The sequence below is a fragment of the Dactylosporangium sp. CS-047395 genome (assembly GCF_050942185.1).
In the GTDB taxonomy this organism is placed as follows: domain Bacteria; phylum Actinomycetota; class Actinomycetes; order Mycobacteriales; family Micromonosporaceae; genus Dactylosporangium.
Genome location: NZ_CP192015.1, coordinates 9,870,420 through 9,889,190 on the forward strand (window position 1 = coordinate 9,870,420; position 18,771 = coordinate 9,889,190).

The following is an 18,771-nucleotide window of genomic DNA, read 5'->3' on the forward strand; positions in this document are numbered from 1 at the left end:
GCCGGCAGGCTACGGGATCCCGGCATGCAAGCGGGCCCCGGCGATGTCGCCCGGGGCCCGGCAGCACGACGATCAGAACCGGCGGCGTACGTCCTCGGCGGTTGAGGGACCCGGCTCCCAGGTCGCCGTCGAGGGGCCGTCGGCCGGGGCGGGCACCACGCCCTCCTCCAGGGACAGGTAGCGGCCGGCCAGGACGCGCTTGGCGGCGGCCATCTCGACCGAGTCGGCGTTGGTCCACAGGTCGTGGAACAGCGCCTCCGCGCGCAAGGTGGCCTGGCGGCAGAACAGGTCCGCCAGTTCCACGCCCTCCGGGCGCGCCTCCAGCTCCGTCCGGGCCTTCACGCACGCGGCCGACATAGCGAAGAGTTCCGCACCGATGTCGACCACGCGGCCCAGGAAGCCCTGCTTCTGCTCGAGTTTGCCCTGCCAGCGGGCCATGGCGTAGAAGGTCTCGCGGGCCAGGCGGCGCGACGCGCGCTCGACGTAGCGCAGGTGCGCCGCCAGCGGGCCGAACTCGGCGAAGCCGCTCGGGAGCTGGCCCTTGCCCGCGACCAGGGTGGGCAGCCATTTGGCGTAGAAGCCGCCCGCCTTGCCGGCCGCCTTGGCCTTGCGGCCCAGGCCGGCCTCGGGGTCGATGATGTCGCCGGCGACCGAGAGGTGGGCGTCGACCGCCTCGCGGGCGATGGCCAGGTGCATGATCTCCGTCGAGCCCTCGAAGATGCGGTTGATCCGCAGGTCGCGCAGGATCTGCTCGACCGGGATGGGCCGCTCGCCGCGGGCGGCCAGGGACTCGGCCGTCTCGTAGCCGCGGCCGCCGCGGATCTGCAGCAGCTCGTCCGCGACCTTCCAGGCCAGCTCCGAGGCGTACAGCTTGACCAGCGCGGCCTCGATGCGGATGTCGTTGCGGTTGTCGTCGGCGAGGCGGCAGGAGACCTCGAGCATGGCCTCCATGCCGTAGGTGGAGCCGGCGATGAAGGCGATCTTCTTGGCCACCGCCTCGTACTTGCCGATCGGGCGGCCCATCTGGACCCGCTCGGCCGCCCACTCGCGGGCGACGCCGAGGCACCACTTGCCGGCGCCCACGCACATCGCGGGCAGGGACAGGCGGCCGGTGTTCAGGGTGCTCAGGGCGATGCGCAGGCCCTGGCCCTCGCCGCCGATGACGTTCTCCTTCGGGATGCGCACGTCGTGGAAGCGGGTCACGCTGTTCTCCAGGCCGCGCAGGCCCATGAACGCGTTGCGCTTCTCGATCGTCACGCCCTCGGCGTCGCCCTCGACCACGAAGGCCGTGATGCCGCCCTTGTGGCCCTCGCTCTTCGGCACCAGGGCCATGACCACGAACAGGGTGGCCAGGGTGCCGTTGGTGGCCCACAGCTTGACGCCGTTGAGCAGGTAGTCGCCGTCCTCCGTGGGCACGGCGGAGGTGCGCAGGTTGGCCGGGTACGAGCCGACCTCCGGCTCGGTGAGCAGGAACGCCGACACCTCCCCGGCGGCCAGGCGGGGCAGGAACCGCTGCTTCTGCTCGTCGTTGCCGACCAGTTTGAGCGGCTGCGGTACCCCGATCGACTGGTGCGCCGAGAGCAGCGCGCCGATCGAGGGGTTGACCGAGCCGACGAGCATGAGCGCGCGGCAGTAGTCGAGGTTGGTGAGGCCCAGGCCGCCGTACTTCTGGTCGATCTTCATCCCGAAGGCGCCGAGCTCGCCGAGCGAGCGCAGGACGTCGTCGGGGATGCGTGCGTCGCGCTCGATCTGCTGCCCGTCGACCTCGGCGGCCATGTAGGCGGCGAGCTTCTCGCGGAACTCGGTGCCGCGCGCCTCGGCGGCCGCGTCGAGTTCCGGCAGTGGGTCGATGAGATCGAGGCGGAACCGGCCCAGGAAGAGCTCCTTGCCGAAGCTGGGCTTCCGCCACTCGGTCTCGCGGTTCTCCTCGATGACCTTGCGCGCCTCGCGTTCCGCGCGCGCCGACGTCGCAACCATGGACACCCCCAGGTAGACGCTCCTGAAGCCAGGTTATTACCCGCGAGTAGCCATGGCTATGCCTGAACGCCCGCGCGAGCCAGGATGGCGTTCGCGACCTCGGATGGCGCCTCATCGGGAATCCAGTGACTGATCCCCGCAAGCGGGACGAACCGGTAGTCCGCCGCGACGAAGTCCGCGCAGGCCCGGGCCGCCGTGGGGCCGATCGCCACGTCGCCGTCGCTCCACACGTAGGTCGTCGGGACCGTCGCCGCCCCCAGCCCGACCAGGTCGAGCGAGCTCATCGCGCGGTACCAGTTCAGCGCGGCCGTCAGCGCGCCCGGTTCGAGCAGCGGCGCGACGTAGCCGTCGACGTCGGACAGCGGCGCGAAGATCGCCCGCAGCCGGCGCGCGCCGTCGTCCAGCAGCACGGACTCGGCCTTGCCGGGCCGGCGGAAGAGTTTGATGTACGCCGACCGCTCCTTCTGATCCGGATCGTTGGCATAGGCGTACGCCGAGGCGTGCGGATGCGGCACCGAAACCGCCGTGAGCGTCCGCACCCGGTCGGCGTGCCGCAACGCCACGTGCCAGGCGCAGATGGCTCCCCAGTCGTGCCCCACCAGGTGTACCGACGCGATGTCGAGCGCGTCGAGCACGGCCACGGCGTCCAGGGCGCACTCGGTGATCCGGTAGTCCTCGACCGCTGCGGGCCGGGCGCCGGGCGAGGTCCCCCGCTGGTCGAGCGCGTAGGTCCGCAGCCCGGCCGCGTGCAGCAGCGGCGTCACGGCCGCCCACTCGCCGCTGTGCTGCGGGAACCCGTGCAGCAGCAGGACCGGCTCGCCGTCCTCGGGCCCGCCGGCGACGACATCGAACGTGAGCGAGCGCGCCGTGATTTTCATGACCCGAGACTACGAGCCGGCAACGTTCACTGTTACCTTCAGAAAACAACTGCACATCCGACAGGGGAGCGCACAGCGCTGAGAGTGCGACGGCCGCCCAACGGCCCCGCAGACCCTCGAACCTGATCTGGGTAATGCCAGCGCAGGGAGCTCGGTCACCTCACGCAAGCCGTCACGCCGCACATGCGGTGTGGCGTCGCGTCTCCTTCTGGTTCGCCCCGAACTGGGAGGTACCGAAACCATGGAAACCACCGAGACCCGGTGGCGGACCGTCGACATCGTCGTCGCGTCCATCATCGCCGTCGCGTTCGCCGGGGTGTTCTACGCCTGGAACAACCTGTGGAACGCCCTGGAGAGCTTCGCGCTGCCGTGGCGCGCGGTCATCTACGGCATCTGGCTCATCCCGGCCGTCCTCGGCCCGCTCGTCATCCGCAAGCCCGGCGCCGGCCTCTACACCGAGCTCGTCGCGGCGACCGTCTCCGCGCTGTTCGGCTCGGCCTGGGGGCTCACCGTCGTCGTGTCCGGCCTGGTGCAGGGCATCGGCGGCGAGTTCGGCTTCGCGGCGACCGGCTACCGGAAGTACAAACTGGTCAATGCCCTGGTGGCGGGCGCGCTGTCCGGCGTCGGCGCGGCGCTGTTCGACCTGAGCGTCTACTACGGCGACACGTTCAGCGCCGGGCAGAAGTGGACCTACGCGTTGCTGGTCGTGGCCAGCGGCGCGGTGGTGGCCGGGGCCGGTAGCTGGGCCCTGCAGCGGGCCCTTTCGCGCACCGGTGTCCTCGATCGGTTCCCGAGCGGCCGGGAACGAATCGCGGTTTGAGTACGGTCGAATTCCGCGGATTCGGGTGGCGGCACGCCGGGCGCAAGGCCTGGGCGATCCGCCACCTCGATCTGCGCATCGAGCACGGTGAGCGGGTCCTGCTGCTCGGCGCCTCCGGGGCCGGCAAGTCCACCCTGCTCGCCGCGCTGGCCGGCCTGCTCGCCGAGGACTCCGGCGAGCAGGAGGGCCAGGTCCTGGTGGACGGGGTCCCGGCCCGGCAGGCGCGCGGGGAGACCGGGATCGTGTTCCAGGACCCGCAGACCCAGCTGGTGATGAGCCGGGCCGGCGACGACGTGGCGTTCGGGCTGGAGAACCGGGGCGTGCCGCGGGCCGAGATCTGGCCGCGGGTCGACGCCGCGCTGAGCGCCGTGGGCTTCCCGTACGACCGGGACCGCAGCACCGCCGCGCTCTCCGGCGGCGAGCAGCAGCGCCTGGCCATCGCCGGCGTCATCGCGCTGCGGCCCGGGCTGCTGCTGCTCGACGAGCCGACCGCGAACCTCGACCCGGAGGGCGCCCAGCTGGTCCGGACCGCGATCGCCAAGGTCATCCAGGACCTCGACGCCACCCTGATCCTGGTCGAGCACCGCATCGACGAGGCCCTGCCCCTGGTCGACCGGACGATCGTCATCGGCGACGACAGTGCGAGCGCGGGTGCGGTGTGGTCGCCGGGCGCCCCGCTGCCGTCCCGCCGGGCCCGGACGGCCCCGGGCGAGGCCCTGCTCACCGCGGAGGCGCTGGCCCTGCCGCACACGAAGAACACGATCGACGAAGGTGTACTGGAAGGTCAGGCGCTCGCCGTCGAAGGCCCGAACGGCGCCGGCAAGACCACCCTCGCCCTGCTGCTCGGCGGCCTGACCCGACCGGCCCGGGGCCGCGTGGTGGCCTCGGCCGCGCTCGCCGGACGGGACGCGGGCCGCCTGCCGCACCGCTGGCGCGCGAAGGCCCTGGCCGCGCGGATCGGGTCGGTGTTCCAGAACCCCGAGCACCAGTTCGTCACCGACACCGTCCGGGCCGAGCTCGCCCTCGGCGGCGCGTCCGACAGCACGGTCGACGCATTACTGCAGCGGTTGTACCTCGACCGCCTCGCCCTGGCCAACCCGTTCACGCTGTCCGGGGGCGAGCAGCGCCGGCTCAGCGTCGCCACCGCGCTCGCCGCCGCGCCGCGGGTGCTGGTGCTGGACGAGCCGACGTTCGGCCAGGACCTGCGCACCTGGCGGGAGCTGGTGACGCTGCTGGCCGACCTGCGCGACGAGGGCCGGGCCCTGGTGCTGGTCACCCACGACCCGCAGCTGGTGGCCGCGATCGGCGACCGGCGGCTGGTGCTGACCCGATGACCTGGCTCTCCCGCCGCGACGCGGTCGCCAAGCTCCTCGCGGCGCTGCTGGTCACCGCAGCCGTGGTCACCACCCTCGACCCGGTCGCCTCGCTGACCGTCATCGGCGTGCTGCTGGTCCTCCTGCCGTTCACCGGGGTCGGCCTGGGCACCCTGTGGCGGCGGGGCTGGCCGATCCTGCTCTCGGCGGCCGGCATCTTCCTGTTCACCGTGCTGCTCGGGGCCGAGGACTCGCCGGTCGTGGCCCACATGGCCGGGCTGGACGTGCGCGAGAACGCCGTCGGCTACGCCCTGCGCCTGCTCGCCGTCGGCCTGCCCGGCTTCGTGGTCTTCGCCACCATCGACCCGACCGACCTCGCCGACTCCCTGGTCACGCACCTGCGGGTGCCGCCCCGGTTCGCGATCGGCGCGCTGGCCGCGTTGCGCCTGGCCCCGCTGCTCGCCGGGGAGTACCGGCTGATCAGGCTGGCCCGGCGCGCTCGCGGTACCAGCGCGGGCCCTTTCTCGACGCTCTTCGGGCTCCTCGTGGCGGCCATCCGGCGCGGCATCCGGCTCGCCACGGCGATGGAGGCCCGCGGCTTCGACCGGGGCACCCCGCGCACGATCGCCCGCGAGACCCGCTTCGGATGGATGGATCTGCTGGTGGTGGCCCTAGGCCTTACCCTCGCAGCGACGGTGATCATGCTGAAGTTCGCGCGCACATAGGCATATCGCTACCTGTTGTTCGCTCGCGCCATCGAGGGTCGGCGGTTAGGACCACCTAACAGCTGAGGAGTGCCTTCCATGGGCAGTCATCATCCCGGCCACGGCCACCACCATCACCACGCGGACATGCCGGCGACCACCGGCGACGTCCCCGCGGTGCTCGACGCCTCGATCCCGGACAGCGAGCTCTCCCCCGGCGACGTCTCCCGCCGCGGATTCCTTCGCCGCGCCGGCCTGCTCGGCGCCGCTGCCGCCGCGGGCGGGGCGCTGGCGAACGCGGGTGTCGCGCACGCGCACGGTGATGACGACCACCACGACTTCGACGGCTGGGACCGCCACGGTCACAACCGCCCGTCGAACAACAACTACAAGTGGCTGGCGGGCGACCACCACATCCACACCCAGTTCTCCAGCGACGGCATGTACCGGGTCGACGACCACGTGAAGCACGCGTCGGCGTACGGCCTGGACTGGATGGTCATCACCGACCACGGCACCGTCCAGCACTCCAAGATCGGCGTCGACAAGGTCAACCCGCTGATCCGGGCGGCCCGTGACGACTACAAGGACATGCTGGTCTTCCAGGGCCTGGAGTGGAACATCCCGGCCGCCGAGCACGGCACCGTGTTCGTGCACCCCGGTGCCAACGAGGTCGCCGTCCTCAAGGAGTTCGAGGGCACCTTCGACGGCTCGGTGCAGGGCGCGGTCAACCCGGCCAACGTCACCGAGGCCCTCGCGGTCGCCGGCATCAAGTTCCTGGGTGACCAGGTCGCGAAGCGGCGGGTCCAGGACGCGCTGTTCCTGGCCAACCACCCGGCCCGCAACGGCATCGACTCGCCGCACGAGATCCGCGGCTGGCGCGACGCCAACCCGCAGATCGCGATCGGCTTCGAGGGCGCGCCCGGCCACCAGGCGGCCGGCATCGCCACGCCGCTCGGCGGCGGCTCCGCCCGCGGCTTCTACGGCAACGCCCCCGGCGCGGCCTCGTACCCCGGCTACCCGCTGGAGAGCTACCGCACCTGGGGTGGCTTCGACTGGATGACCGCCACCGTCGGCGGCCTCTGGGACAGCCTCCTGGCCGAGGGCAAGCCGTGGTGGATCACCGCGAACTCGGACTCGCACGTCGTCTACGAGGAGACGGCGAAGCGCCCCGACAACACGGACTTCAACACCAACGGCTACCACTTCGACCCGGTGTACGGCCAGCCGACCAGCCTCACCCCCGGTGACTTCTGGCCCGGCTACTACAGCCGCACGCACGTCGGCGCGAGCAACTTCGGCTACGCGGCGGTCATGGCCGGCATGCGTGCCGGTCGCGTGTGGGTCGACCACGGCGGCCTGATCGACGGCCTCGACGTGCAGGTGCGCGTCAAGGGCTCGCCGGTCGGCACCACCCTGGGCGGCTCGGTGCAGCTGCGCCGCGGCCAGCGCGCCGAGCTGGTCATCAAGGTCGACCTGGCCGCCAAGGCGAACTGGGCGAACTTCGTGCCGAAGCTGGCCCGCGTCGACGTCATCCGGGGTGCCGTCAAGGGCGCCGTGTCCGACAAGGACACCTTCAAGGCCCCCGACACCAAGGTCGTCAAGTCGTTCGAGGTCACCAAGACGAGCGGCTCCGTGTCGTTCACCTACGACCTCGGCGTCGCGGACCAGCCGTTCTACGTGCGCGTGCGGGGTACCGACGGCAACCGCACCGCCCCCGGCTACCTGGGTGCGGGCATCGACCCGGTCGGCCCGGCGATCGACGTCCTCGGCGACGCCGACCCGTGGAAGGACCTCTGGTTCTACGCGAACCCGATCTGGGTTCTCCCCCGGTAATGCCGTTCCCCGACGTCCAGGCGGCCGACCATCACATCCTGACGGAAGGCCGCCCCGCGTTCACGTACTTCTCCGGCGGGCAGGTCGCCGTCGGCACCGAGGCGGAGAAGCCCCCGGAGGGCGCCCGCCAGGTGGTGTTCGAGGGCCATGAGCGGCTCACGGGCACCATCGCGGTGTCGGCGATCGTGGCCGGCTCGGCGATCGAGAAGGTCGTGATCCTGGGCGGCCTGGCGGCCGTGCCCGAGATGCTGGTCGACACGCGCGACTTCGTGCGGCCGATCTGGCGCGACGGGGTGCTGACGCTGGTCACCCAGTTCGGCCGGGGCGGCGTGCTGGTGCCCTTCGAGCCGCCGAACAACCGGCCCTGCTGCGCGGACCACTGAACCTGTTGCGGCATGTCCCCGGGCTAGTCTCGGGGACATGCTGCAGCGGTACGACGAGCGCAACGCCGACGTGAAGTACTGGGTCAACGGCACGCTCCGGCACCGGGACGAGCCGGGCCTGTCCCCGTTCGACTCCGTGGTGCAGGGCGGCGACGCGGTGTGGGAAGGGCTGCGGCTGTACGACGGCGGCGTCTACGGCCTGCACGAGCACCTCGCCCGGCTGCGGCGCTCGGCCGTCGCCCTGGGCTTCGAGGGCATCCCGGCCGACACCGACGTGATCGCGGCCCTGCGCGCGACGCTGGCCGCCAACGACATGCGCGACGGCGTGCACGTGCGGCTGACCCTGACCCGCGGCGTGAAGGTCACCAGCGGCATGGACCCGCGCCTCAACCGCTCCGGCTGCACGCTGATCGTGCTCGCCGAGTTCAAGGCCCCGGTGTACGACACGAGCGGCCTCACCCTCGTCACCAGCAGCGTCCGCCGGCCCGGCCCGGACGTGCTCGACCCGCGCATCCACCACAACAACCTGCTCAACTCGATCCTGGCCAAGCTCGAGGCGAACGTGGCCGGGGCCGACGACGCGATGATGCTCGACGCGCGCGGCTTCGTGGCCGAGACCAACGCCACCCACCTGTTCGCGGTGGCCGGCGGCGAGCTGCTGACCCCGCGCGCGGTCGCCTGCCCGGAGGGCATCACCCGCGACACCGTGCTGCGCATCGCGCCGGTGCCGGTGCACGTGCGGGATCTGGCGCAGGTGGAGATGTACACCGCGGACGAGGTCTTCTGCACCGGGACGATGGGCGAGATCGCGGGCGTGGTCGCCATCGACGGCCGGCCGATCGGGGACGGGAAGGTCGGCCCGGTCACGAGCCGGATCGCGGAGTTGTACCGCGAGCACGCCCGTACCAATGCCGTCCCCGTCTGACTTCGAGGCGCTCGTCGGCCCGCTGCGCCCGCAGTTGCGCGCGCACTGCTACCGGATGCTCGGCTCGCTCGACGACGCCGAGGACGCCGTGCAGGAGACGCTGCTGCGGGCCTGGAAGAGCGCCGAGCGCTTCGACGCCGGCTCGGTGCGGCCCTGGGTCTTCACCATCGCCACCAACCGCTGCCTGACCATGCTCAAGGGCCGCCGCCGTGAGCTGGAGTGGCCCGAGCCCTACCCGGTCCCGGCGGCCGAGGCGGCGCTCGTCGCGCAGGAGGGCATGGAGCTGGCCTTCGTGGCCGCTTTGCTGCGCCTCACCGCCCGCCAGCGCGCCGTGCTGCTGCTGCGCAACCTGCTGGGGTTCTCCGCGGCCGAGACGGCGCAAATGCTGGGCACCTCGGTCGCGGCGGTGAACAGCGCCCTGCAGCGGGCCCGGCTTTTAGATCTTGAAAAAAACGCCGGCACCGCCCCCGACGACAAGGTCCGGGAGCAGGCCGCCCGGTATGCGCGGGCCTGGGAGTCCGGCGACGTCGACGCGATCGTGGCGATGCTGACGGAGGACGCGCGGTACTCGATGCCGCCCCTGGAGGAGCGCTACTCCGGCCGGGACGCCATCCGCGCGCTGGTGGCCGACCTGGCCGGGTTCGAGTGGCGGTTCCTGCCGGCCACGGCGAACGGGCAGCTCGCGTTCGGCACCTACCGGAAGGTGGACGGCGTGTTCGTGCCGTCCGGGCTGGACGTGCTGCGGTTCGAGGGGCCGCTCGTGGCCGAGGTGGTGTCGTTCCTGGAGGCCGACTTCAGCCGGTTCGGCCTGCCCGCAGCGCCGCCGTAGCCAGCTCGTCGTACAGCGGCCGGGCCCGCTCGACGAGGTCCCGCAGGTGCGCGGGGACGTCGGCGGGCTTCGGGTCGTAGGGGGCGAAGCAAGTGGAGCGCTCGACCGCGGCGTACCAGTGCGGCGCCCACACCCCGTCGGTGTCCCGCCGTCCGGCCGGCCAGCTCAGCATGGCCGGGTCCCAGTCCAGGCCGAGCGCGGCGCACAGCGCGGACAGGGTGCCCGCCGGGTCGCGCAGTACGTCCGCCGCGTCGACGACCGGGCCGCCGTACGAGCGGAAGATCTCGACCTGCTGGGGGTAGCCGAGGTCCTCCAGCGTCGGCTCGCCGCGCACCTTGGCGTAGGAGGCGACCACGTACGCCGGGTCGCGGATCAGGAACGCGTTGCTGACCTGCCCGAGCCAGTCCCGGCCGATCCGCGTTAACAGGTGGTGGGTCATGTGCTTCTGGTAGAACACCGCGGCGTCGACGGGCGCGAGCAGCCCGGCGACGGCGTCCTGCCACCGCCGCGGCTGCGAGTCCAGGATCTCCGTCCGGCCCGGGTGGTCGAGTCCGGTCTCGGCCAGATAGTGCGCGTAGAGCGGCTCGTCGACCACCACCGTGTCGGGCCGGGCGCCGAAGCTGCGCATCATCGCCGTGGAGATGTTCCGCGGCCCGGACCACATCGCGACCCGCACCGTCATGCCCGATGTCATGGTCCACGAGGGTAACCCATACGGCTTTCGGCCCGTTTTATGAGGGAATAGCAGGAAATCCTGGCGCGCGTCGATGCGATCCACTCGGCGTCGCGGCGCTTACTGTCGAGGACGGAGCCTCGCAGTGCGTCCGCCCCGCCACCAGGCTTTCTCGGGACCGACGACGGATTTCGCTGCGCGGGAAGAAAGGGGCCGGTCCATGGACCTGCTGATCGACGTGCGAGTGACCAGGCGCGACTCGGCCGCGACCCTGGATCGCACCGTCCGGTTGCGGGCCGACCCGGGCGGGGCGGTCGCCGACCTCGTCGCCGCCCTGCTGGGGCTGCTCGACCCGGCCGACCGGCCGCAACAGACCACCTGGGCCTGGCTGGCCCGCACCGGCCGCCGCCTCGACCCCAACCGCCCGCTCGGCGACCAGGGGATCCGCTGCGGCGACGCGATCCTGCTGGCCCCGCCCGAGCAGCGCCCGGAGCGCCCGCAGCGGGCCGAGGGGCACCGCTTCGAACTGCTGGTGCTGGCCGGCCCGGACGCCGGCGTCTGGCTGCCGCTGAGCCCGGGCGAGTTCGTCATCGGCACCGATCCGGCCGGTGACCTGGTGCTCACCGATCCCACCGCCGGCCGCCGCCACCTGCACCTGGGCATCGGCAGCCACGAGGTGGCCGCCACCGACCTGCGCTCCCCCGGCGGCACCCGGCTCGACGGGGAGCCGCTGACCGGGACGGCCACGCTCGCCGGCGGGCAGCTGCTGCGGCTCGGGGCCACGCTCATCACGGTCGAGGAGGTGCCGGCCGACGATCCGCTGCCCAAGGGTCCTCCGCCGGCGGTGTGGCTGCCCGTGGTACCGCAGCCGCTCAAACGCCGCCGCCTGGCCCTGCGCCGCCGGTCCGCCGACCCCGCCGCCGAGTTCGAAGCGGCCATGGAGCGGGCCGAGGCCGACGCGGCCATCAAGCACCGCGCCGTCGTGCAGGCCCGCCGCACCGAGGCACCCAGCGTGGCCCACCTGGCCCGGGCGGCCGACCGGCAGGAGAAGCCGGCCCGCCGCCCCGACGACCGGGACTTCCTCACGCTGCGCATCGCCACCGCCGACCAGCCGAGCCGGCTGCGCTTCGAGCAGGCGGCGACCACCGGCGACTTCGATCCCGCGCACACCGATCGGATCGCGGCGCTGCGGCAGCGGTACGCGACCGACCCCGACGTCCCGGTCGAGGCCGACCTGCGCACGCTCGGGGCGCTCGGCGCGCACGGCGACGAGGAGACCCGCCGGGCCGTGCTGCGCTCCTGGGTCGTGCAGCTGGCCACCCTGGCCGGCCCGAACGACCTGGCCCTGGTGGTGCTGGCCACGCCGGAGGAGGCCGAGCACTGGCGGTGGACCGGCTGGCTGCCGCACACCCGCACGCTGACCGCGGCCTTCGCGCCGGGCGCCCGCACGGTGGCCGCCCAGGACGAGGACCGCCGCCGGGTCCTGGCCCTGGTCGAGGCCCTGCTGCGGCAGCGGCGGCTGGGCCGGCACGCGATCGCCGAGCAGTTCGTGCCCCATGTCGTCGTTTTACTGCCAGATCCGGATTCGGTACCGCATGAGTCGCTCGCCCGTCTCGTCGAGGACGGCCCGCGCGGGGGGATCAGCCTGCTCACGGCGGCCGCGACCGCCCAGGAGCTGCCGGCCGGGGTCGTGGCGCTGACCGGCGACGGGATCGGCGCCGAGGTCGCCGACCGGGTCGCCCACGCCCTGGCCGCCAACCGCGACGCGGCCGGCGGGGCGGCACCCCGGATCGCTCCGCTCGGCGAGGTCCTCGGCCTCGGCGGGGAGCCGGCCCCGAGCGCGATCGTGAAGCGCTGGGTGCCCGCCACCCGCGACCGCGGCCTGGCCGCCCCGATCGGCTTCGGCGGCACCGGCCCGCTCGTGGTCGACCTGCGCCGCGACGGGCCCAACGGCATCATCGCGGGCGCGCCCGGCTCCGGGCGGGCCTGGCTGCTGCGCTCCTACCTGGCCGCCCTGGCCGCGACGTACCCGGCCAACCGGCTCACGTTCGTGCTCGTCGACCACGCCGGCACCACGTTCGCCGAGTGCACCGAGCTGCCGCACACGGTCGGGCTGTTCACCGGCGACGACGCGTACATGGCGCGGCGCATCCTGGTCTCGCTCGGGGCCGAGGTCCGCCGGCGCGAGGCGGTGCTGCGCCGGCACGCGGTCAAGGACATCGTGGAGATGGAGCGGCGGCACCCGGCGGCCGCGCCCGCCAACCTGCTCATCGTGGTGGCCGAGTTCACCGCCGCGCCGCCGGAGTTCGTCACCGGCCTGCGCGAGCTGGCGAAACGGGGGCGGACGGCGGGAGTACACCTGCTGCTGTCGACGGCGTGCCCGGCCGGCGAGATCGACGACGAGATGCGCGCGGAGGCGCCGCTGCGCATCGCGCTGCGGGTCGAGGACGAGCAGGACAGCCTGGAGGTCCTGGAGCGCCCGGACGCCGCCCACCTGTCCCCGCTGCTGCCCGGCCGCGCGTTCGTGCGGACGGTGACCTCCGACCCCGACGCCGTGCAGATCGCCTACGGCGGGGCGCGCTCCCCGTCCGACCGCTCGCACGGACCGACGCTGGTCAGCGAGTGGCGCTTCGAGTCGGGCCTGCACACGCCGGTTCCTCCGTTCGACACCGACGAGCCTGACGATCTTGAGCCGCTCGTGGTGGAGGACGGCGAGGTCACCGACCTGCAGCGGCTCGTGGCGGCGATCTCGGCCGCGCACCGGGAGGCGCGGGTGCCCGACCAGCCGAAGGCCTGGCACGCGCCGCTGGACGCGAGCTACGACCTGGAGGCGCTGCCGGAGCTGCCCGAGTCGAGCCGGGAGGCGTTCGCCGCGCCGATCGGCATGGTCGACCTGCCCAACTCCCAGGCCGTGCAGGTCTGGCCGCTGGACCTCGACGAGCTCGGCCACCTGCTGGTCTTCGGCCCCGCGGGCGCCGGCAAGTCGACCCTGCTGGACACCGTGGCGGTCGCGTTCGCCAAGCGCTACGACGGCGGCGCACTTCGGGTGTACCGCGTGGACTTCGACGATGCGAAGGGCGCGTCGAAGCTGCTGGGGACCATCGGCAAGCTCGTCGCGGAGCGTGCGGCCCTCGCGGAACACGACGGCGCGCGCGTGCTCGTCCTCGTCGACGGCTACGACCCGCTGCTCAACGACGAGCTGACCGCGATCGCGACCGGCGGCAAGGCGGTCGGGGTGCACCTGGTGCTCGCCACTGAACAGCGCAGCGCGATCCCGACGTCACTCTCCCGGCTGATGCCGGGCCGGATCGTGCTGCGCGCGGCGGGCCGGGGCGTGGTCGAGAGCACGGTCGAACTGCAGGTCGCCATGGCTTCCGCACACGTGCCCACAACTCCTGCACAGCGCCCGCGCCAGTTGCAGCTGGAGGTTTGAGTACGCTGAACCATCGTGCAGCACACACCGGGTGAGTACCGCGCGGGCTTCGCCTGCTTCGTCGGCCGTCCCAACGCCGGCAAGTCGACGCTGACCAACGCCATCGTCGGGCAGAAGATCGCGATCACGTCGCCGAAGCCGCAGACGACCCGGCACACCATCCGCGGCGTCGTGCACCGCGACGACTCCCAGCTCGTGCTGGTCGACACCCCCGGGCTGCACCGCCCGCGCACGCTGCTCGGCGAGCGCCTCAACGACCTGGTCCGGGCGACCTGGAGCGAGGTCGACGTGATCGGCCTGTGCCTGCCCGCGGACGAGGAGATCGGCCGCGGCGACCGGTTCATCAGCGGCGAGATCGCCGAGCTCAAGGCCACCCTGGTCGCGGTCGTCACCAAGATCGACCTGGTCGACAAGGCGACCCTGGCCGAGCGCCTGCTGGCCGTGCACCGCCTCGCCGCGTTCGCCGACATCGTGCCGGTGAGCGCGCGCTCCGGCGAACAGGTCGACACCCTCGTCGAGGTGATGGTCTCGCACCTGCCGCGCTCGCCGCAGCTGTACCCGGACGGCATGCTCACCGACGAGCCCGAGCAGGTGCTCATGGCCGAGCTGATCCGCGAGGCGGCCCTCGACGGGGTGCGCGACGAGCTGCCGCACTCGATCGCCGTCCTCGTCGAGGAGGTACTCCCCGAGGACGGCCTGACCCGCATCTACGCCGACATCTACGTGGAGCGGCCCAGCCAGAAGGCGATCGTCATCGGTCACCAGGCGAGCCGGCTCAAGGAGGTCGGCACCCGGGCCCGCCGCGAGATCGAGGACCTGCTGGGCGGCCGGGTGTACCTGGACCTGCACGTGCGCGTGGCCAAGGACTGGCAGCGCGACCCGAAGCAGCTGCGCCGCCTGGGCTTCTGATGTCCGGCGGGGGCTCGGGTTTTCGCGGCAAGCTCTACCGGGACGATGCCGTGGTCCTGCGGGTGCAGAAGCTCGGCGAGTCGGACCGGATCATCACGCTGTTCACCCGCCACCACGGCCGCATCCGCGCGGTCGCCAAGGGGGTGCGCCGCACCACCTCGAAGTTCGGGGGCCGGCTGGAGCCGTTCGGCCACATCGACGTGCAGCTCCTGGAGGGCCGCAGCCTCGACGTGATCAGCCAGGTGGAGGGCGTCGACCTGTTCGGGCGGCGGTTCCTGGAGGACTACTCGCGGTACACCGTGGCGAGCGCGATCGCGGAGACCGCCGAGCGCCTGACGCCGGTCGAGCAGGAGCCGTCGCTGCGGCTCTTCCAGCTCACGCTGGGCGCGCTGCGGGCCCTGGCCGTGGCCGAGCACGCCTGCAGCCTGGTGTTGGACGCGTACCTGCTGCGCGCGATGGGCGCCGCGGGCTGGGCGCCGGCGCTGCGGGAGTGCGCGGTGTGCGGTACGGCCGGCCCGCACCGCGGCTTCTCGATCCCGGCCGGCGGCGCGGTCTGCCCCGACTGCCGCCCGCCCGGTGCCGCCCACCCTGCCCCCGCCACCATCGACCTGATGGCCGCCCTGGCCGAGGGCGACTGGACGGTGGCCGACGCCGCGTCCCCGGTCCATCAGCGCGAGGCGAGCGGCCTGGTGGCCGCGCACCTGCAGTGGCACCTGGAACGCTCCCTGCGATCACTACCCTTGGTTGATCGCGAGGAGCGCCCCCGCCCGGTTTCTGGAAAGGAACGTCCGTGAGCAGCAAGTTCCGCCCGCCGTCGGTACACCCGACCGGCGCCCGCCCGCCGGCGCTGCCGAAGGAGGCCGTGCCCCAGCACGTGGCGATCATCATGGACGGCAACGGCCGCTGGGCCAAGGAACGCGGACTCCCCCGCACCGCCGGCCACACCGCCGGCGAGGCCGCGCTCTTCGACGTCATCGAGGGCGCCCTGGAGCTCGGCGTGCGGTACGTCAGCGCCTACGCCTTCTCCACGGAAAACTGGAAGCGCTCCCCCGACGAGGTCCGCTTCCTCATGAACTTCAACCGCGACGTGATCCACCGCCGCCGCGACGAGTTCCACGAGATGGGCATCCGGGTCCGCTGGGCCGGCCGCCGCCCCCGCCTCTGGCGCTCGGTGATCTCGGAGCTCGAGTACGCGGAGCAGCTGACCCGCCACAACGACCTCCTGACGTTCACCATGTGCGTGAACTACGGCGGCCGAGCGGAGATCGCCGACGCGGCCGCCCGCATCGCGGCGGATGTGAAGGCGGGGCGCCTGAAGGCCGACCGCATCACGGAGAAGACCTTCGCCCGCTACCTGGACGAACCGGACCTCCCGGACGTAGACCTCCTGATCCGCAGCTCAGGCGAGATGCGGACGTCAAACTTCATGATCTGGCAGGCCGCGTACGCCGAGTTCGTCTCGGTCGACACGCTGTGGCCCGACTTCGACCGCCGCCACCTCTGGTACGCGTGCGAGGTCTACGCAAAGCGCGACCGCCGCTTCGGCGGCGCCATCCCCAACCCCGTCGTGCCAACGCTGACTGTCTGATTTCCGTGGGGGAGGCTTCGCCTCCACCCACACCCCCTCACGATCTCCGCCTCGCGTCCCTGCCGCACGGGGCTTGGGTCCACGAAATGTCGGGCGCTGGCGCGCCCGACATTTCGGACTTATCAGCATTTAGTCGCCCACCAGCCGTGGTTTGGAACCGCAACGGCGAGAGCGTGACCAACGCGATCAAACGGCACCAGCGGGCCACGACATGCGGCGGCCAAGACGCACACACAGCCCGCCGGACGCGGGCACGAACGCCAGTGCGCCGACTACGCGATGGGGCGTGGTGTGCGCCGCTGCCCGGCGTTCCGCGGCATGCGGCGGGGCGTCCGCGGCATGCGCGTGGATGCCCGCGTGCGGCCGGGCGGTGTGGTCAGTCGGTGACGGTGGCGAAGACGGTCGCGTCCGGAGCGGCCAGGTGGATAGGCGCCGCTGGAGAAACCTCGCGAACCGCGGCGCGCCCGAGGTCGTCCAGCGTCGAGGCCTCCGTGACGACCGCGGCCGCCTCCAGCTTCGTGGCGCCCGACGAAACGGCGGAGGCCACCGCCAGCTGCAGGGCCGTGAGCGAGAAGGACGGCAAGGATACCGAGGCCGCGTTGTAGGTGCGCCCGTCCTGGTCGCGTACGGCCGCGCCCTCCACGGCGCCGATGCGCGCCCGGGCCGCCCGGGCCAGGGTCACCAGTTTGGCGTCCTCGGCGGACAGGTCAGGCATCGGCGTGCTGCCTTTCGGTCTCGTGGCTGGCCTGGTCCTCGTCGTCGGGGTCGGCCCGGCGTACGAGGACGGTGTCGATGCGGTTGCGCCGGCCCGCGGTGCCCTCGGCCACCAGGACCAGGCCGCCCACCACCGCTGTCGCGCCCGCGATCGGGACGCGGCCCAGGGCCTGGGCCAACAGGCCGGCGACGGTTTCGACCTCGTCGGCCGGGAGTTCGATGCCGAACAGCTCGCCGAGGTCCTCGATCGGCAGGCGGCTGGTCACGCGGATCGCGCCGTCCGGGAGTTCTTCGACCGGCGGGCGTTCGGCCACGTCGTACTCGTCGGTGATCTCGCCGACGATCTCCTCGAGGATGTCCTCGATGGTGACCAGGCCGGCGGTGCCGCCGTACTCGTCGATGATCACCGCCATGTGCGTGCGCGCCGCCTGCATCTCGCGCAGGAGGTCGTCGACCGGCTTGGACTCCGGCACGAACGTGGCGTCGCGCATGACCTGGGCGACCGGCATCTCGCCGGCTCCGGACTCGTTGCCGGCGGTACGGCGGACAAGGTCCTTGAGGTACACGATGCCCAGGATGTCGTCGACGTTCTCGCCGACCACCGGGATGCGCGAGAACCCGCTGCGCATGGCGAGCATCAGGCCCTGCCGGACGGTCTTGTGGGCCTCTATCCAGACCATCTCGGTGCGCGGCACCATGACCTCGCGGGCGATGGTCGTGCCGAGGGCGAACACCGAGTGGATCATGTCGCGCTCGCCGTGCTCGACGACGCCCCGCTGCTCGGCGATGTCGACGAGTTCGCGCAGCTCGATCGTGGTGGCGAAGGGGCCCTCGCGGTACCCCTTGCCGGGCGTCACCGCGTTGCCGATGAGGATCAGCAGCCGGGCGAGCGGGCCGAGCGCGGTGCCGAGCCAGCGCACCAGCGGCGCGGCGAAGCGGGCCACGTGGTACGCGTGCTGGCGCCCCATCGTGCGCGGGGCCACCCCGACCACCACGAAGCTGATGACGGTCATGACGCCGGCCGTGATGAGCGCGGCCAGCCAGTCGCGATGGCCCCCGACGGCGGCCGCGGTCTCGAGCGCGACGAGTGTCGTCGCCGTCAACTCGCACAGCAGTCGCAGGAGCAACAGCAGGTTGATGTACCGCGCCGGGTCCGCCGCGATCGATTCCAGCGCTCCGGCCCCGGGCTTCCCCTCGCGGGCCAGTTCGTGCGCGCGCGCGGGCGACACCACGTTCAGCGCGGCGTCGGTCATCGCGAACAGCCCCGCGAGGACGACCAGCCCGGCCGCCGTGGTCAGCAGTGTGACGTCACTCACGGATTCACGACTTTCGCCAGCTCTCCAGCAGCCTCGCCTGCAGGCCGAACATCTCGGCCTCCTCCTCGGGCTCCGCGTGGTCGTACCCGAGCAAGTGCAGGATCCCGTGCACGGTCAGCAGCGCCAGCTCGTCGATCGTGGCGTGCCCGGCGGTGGCGGCCTGCTTGGCGGCCACCTCCGGGCAGAGCACGATGTCGCCGAGCAGCGCCGGCTCGCCGGAGCCCTCGCCCGGCCCGTGGTCGACGCTGCCCTCGTCCATCGGGAAGGCCAGCACGTCCGTCGGGCCGTCGCCGTCCATCCAGCGGTGGTTGAGCTCGGTCATGTACTCGACGTCGACGCACAGGATCGACAGCTCGGCGAGGGGGTTGACCCCCATCTCGTCGAGCGCGTGCCGAGCCACCGCGAGAATGGTGTCGGAGTTGACGTCGACGCCGGACTCGTTGGCGATCTCGATGGACAACAGCGCTCCCGTG

General features: G+C 72.5%; 17 protein-coding genes and 1 riboswitch. Of the genes, 11 read left to right on the plus strand and 6 right to left on the minus strand.

What is annotated here, in order from left to right:
• Positions 1 to 72: 72 nt before the first annotated feature.
• Both ACQP00_RS46160 and ACQP00_RS46165 read right to left on the minus strand, forming a co-directional pair.
• Positions 73 to 1,977 carry an acyl-CoA dehydrogenase family protein gene (locus tag ACQP00_RS46160; protein ID WP_433209869.1) on the minus strand — a complete coding sequence of 635 codons (1,905 nt, stop codon included), beginning with the start codon at positions 1,975 to 1,977 and terminating at the stop codon, positions 73 to 75.
• Positions 1,978 to 2,033: 56 nt separating this feature from the next.
• On the minus strand, positions 2,034 to 2,855 hold the full coding sequence (locus tag ACQP00_RS46165) for an alpha/beta fold hydrolase (protein WP_433209871.1): 822 nt from the start codon (positions 2,853 to 2,855) through the stop codon (positions 2,034 to 2,036).
• A 52-nt stretch (positions 2,856 to 2,907) separates the two neighbouring features.
• A riboswitch (TPP riboswitch) is annotated at positions 2,908 to 3,022 on the plus strand.
• 74 nt (positions 3,023 to 3,096) lie between these two features.
• On the opposite strand from ACQP00_RS46165, the gene ACQP00_RS46170 reads away from it, so the two are divergent.
• The 7 genes from ACQP00_RS46170 (at position 3,097) to ACQP00_RS46200 (ending at position 9,665) form a co-directional block, all read left to right on the plus strand.
• A complete protein-coding gene (locus tag ACQP00_RS46170) occupies positions 3,097 to 3,675 on the plus strand; it encodes an ECF transporter S component (protein ID WP_433209873.1) in 579 nt (192 codons plus the stop codon).
• On the plus strand, positions 3,672 to 5,009 hold the full coding sequence (locus ACQP00_RS46175) for an ABC transporter ATP-binding protein (protein WP_433209875.1): 1,338 nt from the start codon (positions 3,672 to 3,674) through the stop codon (positions 5,007 to 5,009). The genes ACQP00_RS46170 and ACQP00_RS46175 overlap by 4 nt, the downstream gene beginning before the upstream one ends.
• Positions 5,006 to 5,713, plus strand: coding sequence for an energy-coupling factor transporter transmembrane component T family protein (locus ACQP00_RS46180; RefSeq protein ID WP_433209877.1), 708 nt, complete (start codon positions 5,006 to 5,008; stop codon positions 5,711 to 5,713). The genes ACQP00_RS46175 and ACQP00_RS46180 overlap by 4 nt, the downstream gene beginning before the upstream one ends.
• Before the next feature lie 78 nt (positions 5,714 to 5,791).
• Positions 5,792 to 7,528 carry a PHP domain-containing protein gene (locus ACQP00_RS46185; RefSeq protein ID WP_433209879.1) on the plus strand — a complete coding sequence of 579 codons (1,737 nt, stop codon included), beginning with the start codon at positions 5,792 to 5,794 and terminating at the stop codon, positions 7,526 to 7,528.
• Positions 7,528 to 7,911, plus strand: a complete 384-nt coding sequence (locus ACQP00_RS46190; protein ID WP_433209881.1) for a hypothetical protein — start codon at positions 7,528 to 7,530, stop codon at positions 7,909 to 7,911. The genes ACQP00_RS46185 and ACQP00_RS46190 overlap by 1 nt, the downstream gene beginning before the upstream one ends.
• A gap of 37 nt (positions 7,912 to 7,948) precedes the next feature.
• On the plus strand, positions 7,949 to 8,836 hold the full coding sequence (locus ACQP00_RS46195) for an aminotransferase class IV (RefSeq protein WP_433209883.1): 888 nt from the start codon (positions 7,949 to 7,951) through the stop codon (positions 8,834 to 8,836).
• Positions 8,820 to 9,665, plus strand: coding sequence for a sigma-70 family RNA polymerase sigma factor (locus ACQP00_RS46200; RefSeq protein ID WP_433209885.1), 846 nt, complete (start codon positions 8,820 to 8,822; stop codon positions 9,663 to 9,665). The genes ACQP00_RS46195 and ACQP00_RS46200 overlap by 17 nt, the downstream gene beginning before the upstream one ends.
• Here ACQP00_RS46200 and ACQP00_RS46205 read toward each other — a convergent pair.
• Positions 9,631 to 10,359 carry an HAD family hydrolase gene (locus tag ACQP00_RS46205; RefSeq protein ID WP_433209887.1) on the minus strand — a complete coding sequence of 243 codons (729 nt, stop codon included), beginning with the start codon at positions 10,357 to 10,359 and terminating at the stop codon, positions 9,631 to 9,633. The two genes, ACQP00_RS46200 and ACQP00_RS46205, sit on opposite strands and share 35 nt — an antisense overlap.
• A 199-nt stretch (positions 10,360 to 10,558) precedes the next feature.
• Between ACQP00_RS46205 and ACQP00_RS46210 the strand changes: the two genes are divergently transcribed.
• The 4 genes from ACQP00_RS46210 to ACQP00_RS46225 are packed head-to-tail and all read left to right on the plus strand — an operon-like array spanning position 10,559 to position 16,268.
• Entirely contained in the window at positions 10,559 to 13,771 is a 3,213-nt protein-coding gene (locus tag ACQP00_RS46210) for an FtsK/SpoIIIE domain-containing protein (RefSeq protein WP_433209889.1), read from the plus strand.
• A 15-nt stretch (positions 13,772 to 13,786) separates the two neighbouring features.
• The gene (gene era, locus ACQP00_RS46215; RefSeq protein WP_433209891.1) at positions 13,787 to 14,680 is read left to right on the plus strand and encodes a GTPase Era; all 894 of its coding nucleotides are present in this window, start codon (positions 13,787 to 13,789) and stop codon (positions 14,678 to 14,680) included.
• Positions 14,680 to 15,474, plus strand: coding sequence for a DNA repair protein RecO (gene recO, locus ACQP00_RS46220; RefSeq protein WP_433209893.1), 795 nt, complete (start codon positions 14,680 to 14,682; stop codon positions 15,472 to 15,474). The genes era and recO overlap by 1 nt, the downstream gene beginning before the upstream one ends.
• Entirely contained in the window at positions 15,471 to 16,268 is a 798-nt protein-coding gene (locus tag ACQP00_RS46225; protein ID WP_433209895.1) for an isoprenyl transferase, read from the plus strand. The genes recO and ACQP00_RS46225 overlap by 4 nt, the downstream gene beginning before the upstream one ends.
• 376 nt (positions 16,269 to 16,644) lie before the next feature.
• Here ACQP00_RS46225 and ACQP00_RS46230 read toward each other — a convergent pair whose 3' ends face one another.
• Genes ACQP00_RS46230 through ybeY form a run of 3 tightly spaced genes read right to left on the minus strand, consistent with a single transcriptional unit; the run spans position 16,645 to position 18,758 of the window.
• On the minus strand, positions 16,645 to 16,983 hold the full coding sequence (locus ACQP00_RS46230; protein ID WP_433209897.1) for a cytidine deaminase: 339 nt from the start codon (positions 16,981 to 16,983) through the stop codon (positions 16,645 to 16,647).
• Positions 16,976 to 18,298, minus strand: coding sequence for a hemolysin family protein (locus ACQP00_RS46235; RefSeq protein WP_433209899.1), 1,323 nt, complete (start codon positions 18,296 to 18,298; stop codon positions 16,976 to 16,978). Before ACQP00_RS46235 ends, ACQP00_RS46230 begins: the two co-directional genes overlap by 8 nt.
• A gap of 4 nt (positions 18,299 to 18,302) precedes the next feature.
• On the minus strand, positions 18,303 to 18,758 hold the full coding sequence (gene ybeY, locus ACQP00_RS46240; RefSeq protein ID WP_433209901.1) for an rRNA maturation RNase YbeY: 456 nt from the start codon (positions 18,756 to 18,758) through the stop codon (positions 18,303 to 18,305).
• Positions 18,759 to 18,771: the final 13 nt, after the last annotated feature.

Excerpts from the sequence above, each read along its gene's own strand:
- ACQP00_RS46165 (WP_433209871.1), bottom strand. The coding sequence starts at position 2,855 with ATGAAAATCACGGCGCGCTCGCTCACGTTCGATGTCGTCGCCGGCGGG.
- ACQP00_RS46230 (WP_433209897.1), bottom strand. The coding sequence starts at position 16,983 with ATGCCTGACCTGTCCGCCGAGGACGCCAAACTGGTGACCCTGGCCCGG.
- ACQP00_RS46195 (WP_433209883.1), top strand. The coding sequence starts at position 7,949 with ATGCTGCAGCGGTACGACGAGCGCAACGCCGACGTGAAGTACTGGGTC.
- recO (WP_433209893.1), top strand. The coding sequence starts at position 14,680 with ATGTCCGGCGGGGGCTCGGGTTTTCGCGGCAAGCTCTACCGGGACGAT.
- ACQP00_RS46170 (WP_433209873.1), top strand. The coding sequence starts at position 3,097 with ATGGAAACCACCGAGACCCGGTGGCGGACCGTCGACATCGTCGTCGCG.
- ACQP00_RS46200 (WP_433209885.1), top strand. The coding sequence starts at position 8,820 with ATGCCGTCCCCGTCTGACTTCGAGGCGCTCGTCGGCCCGCTGCGCCCG.
- ACQP00_RS46160 (WP_433209869.1), bottom strand. The coding sequence starts at position 1,977 with ATGGTTGCGACGTCGGCGCGCGCGGAACGCGAGGCGCGCAAGGTCATC.
- ACQP00_RS46210 (WP_433209889.1), top strand. The coding sequence starts at position 10,559 with ATGGACCTGCTGATCGACGTGCGAGTGACCAGGCGCGACTCGGCCGCG.
- ACQP00_RS46180 (WP_433209877.1), top strand. The coding sequence starts at position 5,006 with ATGACCTGGCTCTCCCGCCGCGACGCGGTCGCCAAGCTCCTCGCGGCG.
- ACQP00_RS46190 (WP_433209881.1), top strand. The coding sequence starts at position 7,528 with ATGCCGTTCCCCGACGTCCAGGCGGCCGACCATCACATCCTGACGGAA.
- ACQP00_RS46205 (WP_433209887.1), bottom strand. The coding sequence starts at position 10,359 with ATGACATCGGGCATGACGGTGCGGGTCGCGATGTGGTCCGGGCCGCGG.
- ACQP00_RS46185 (WP_433209879.1), top strand. The coding sequence starts at position 5,792 with ATGGGCAGTCATCATCCCGGCCACGGCCACCACCATCACCACGCGGAC.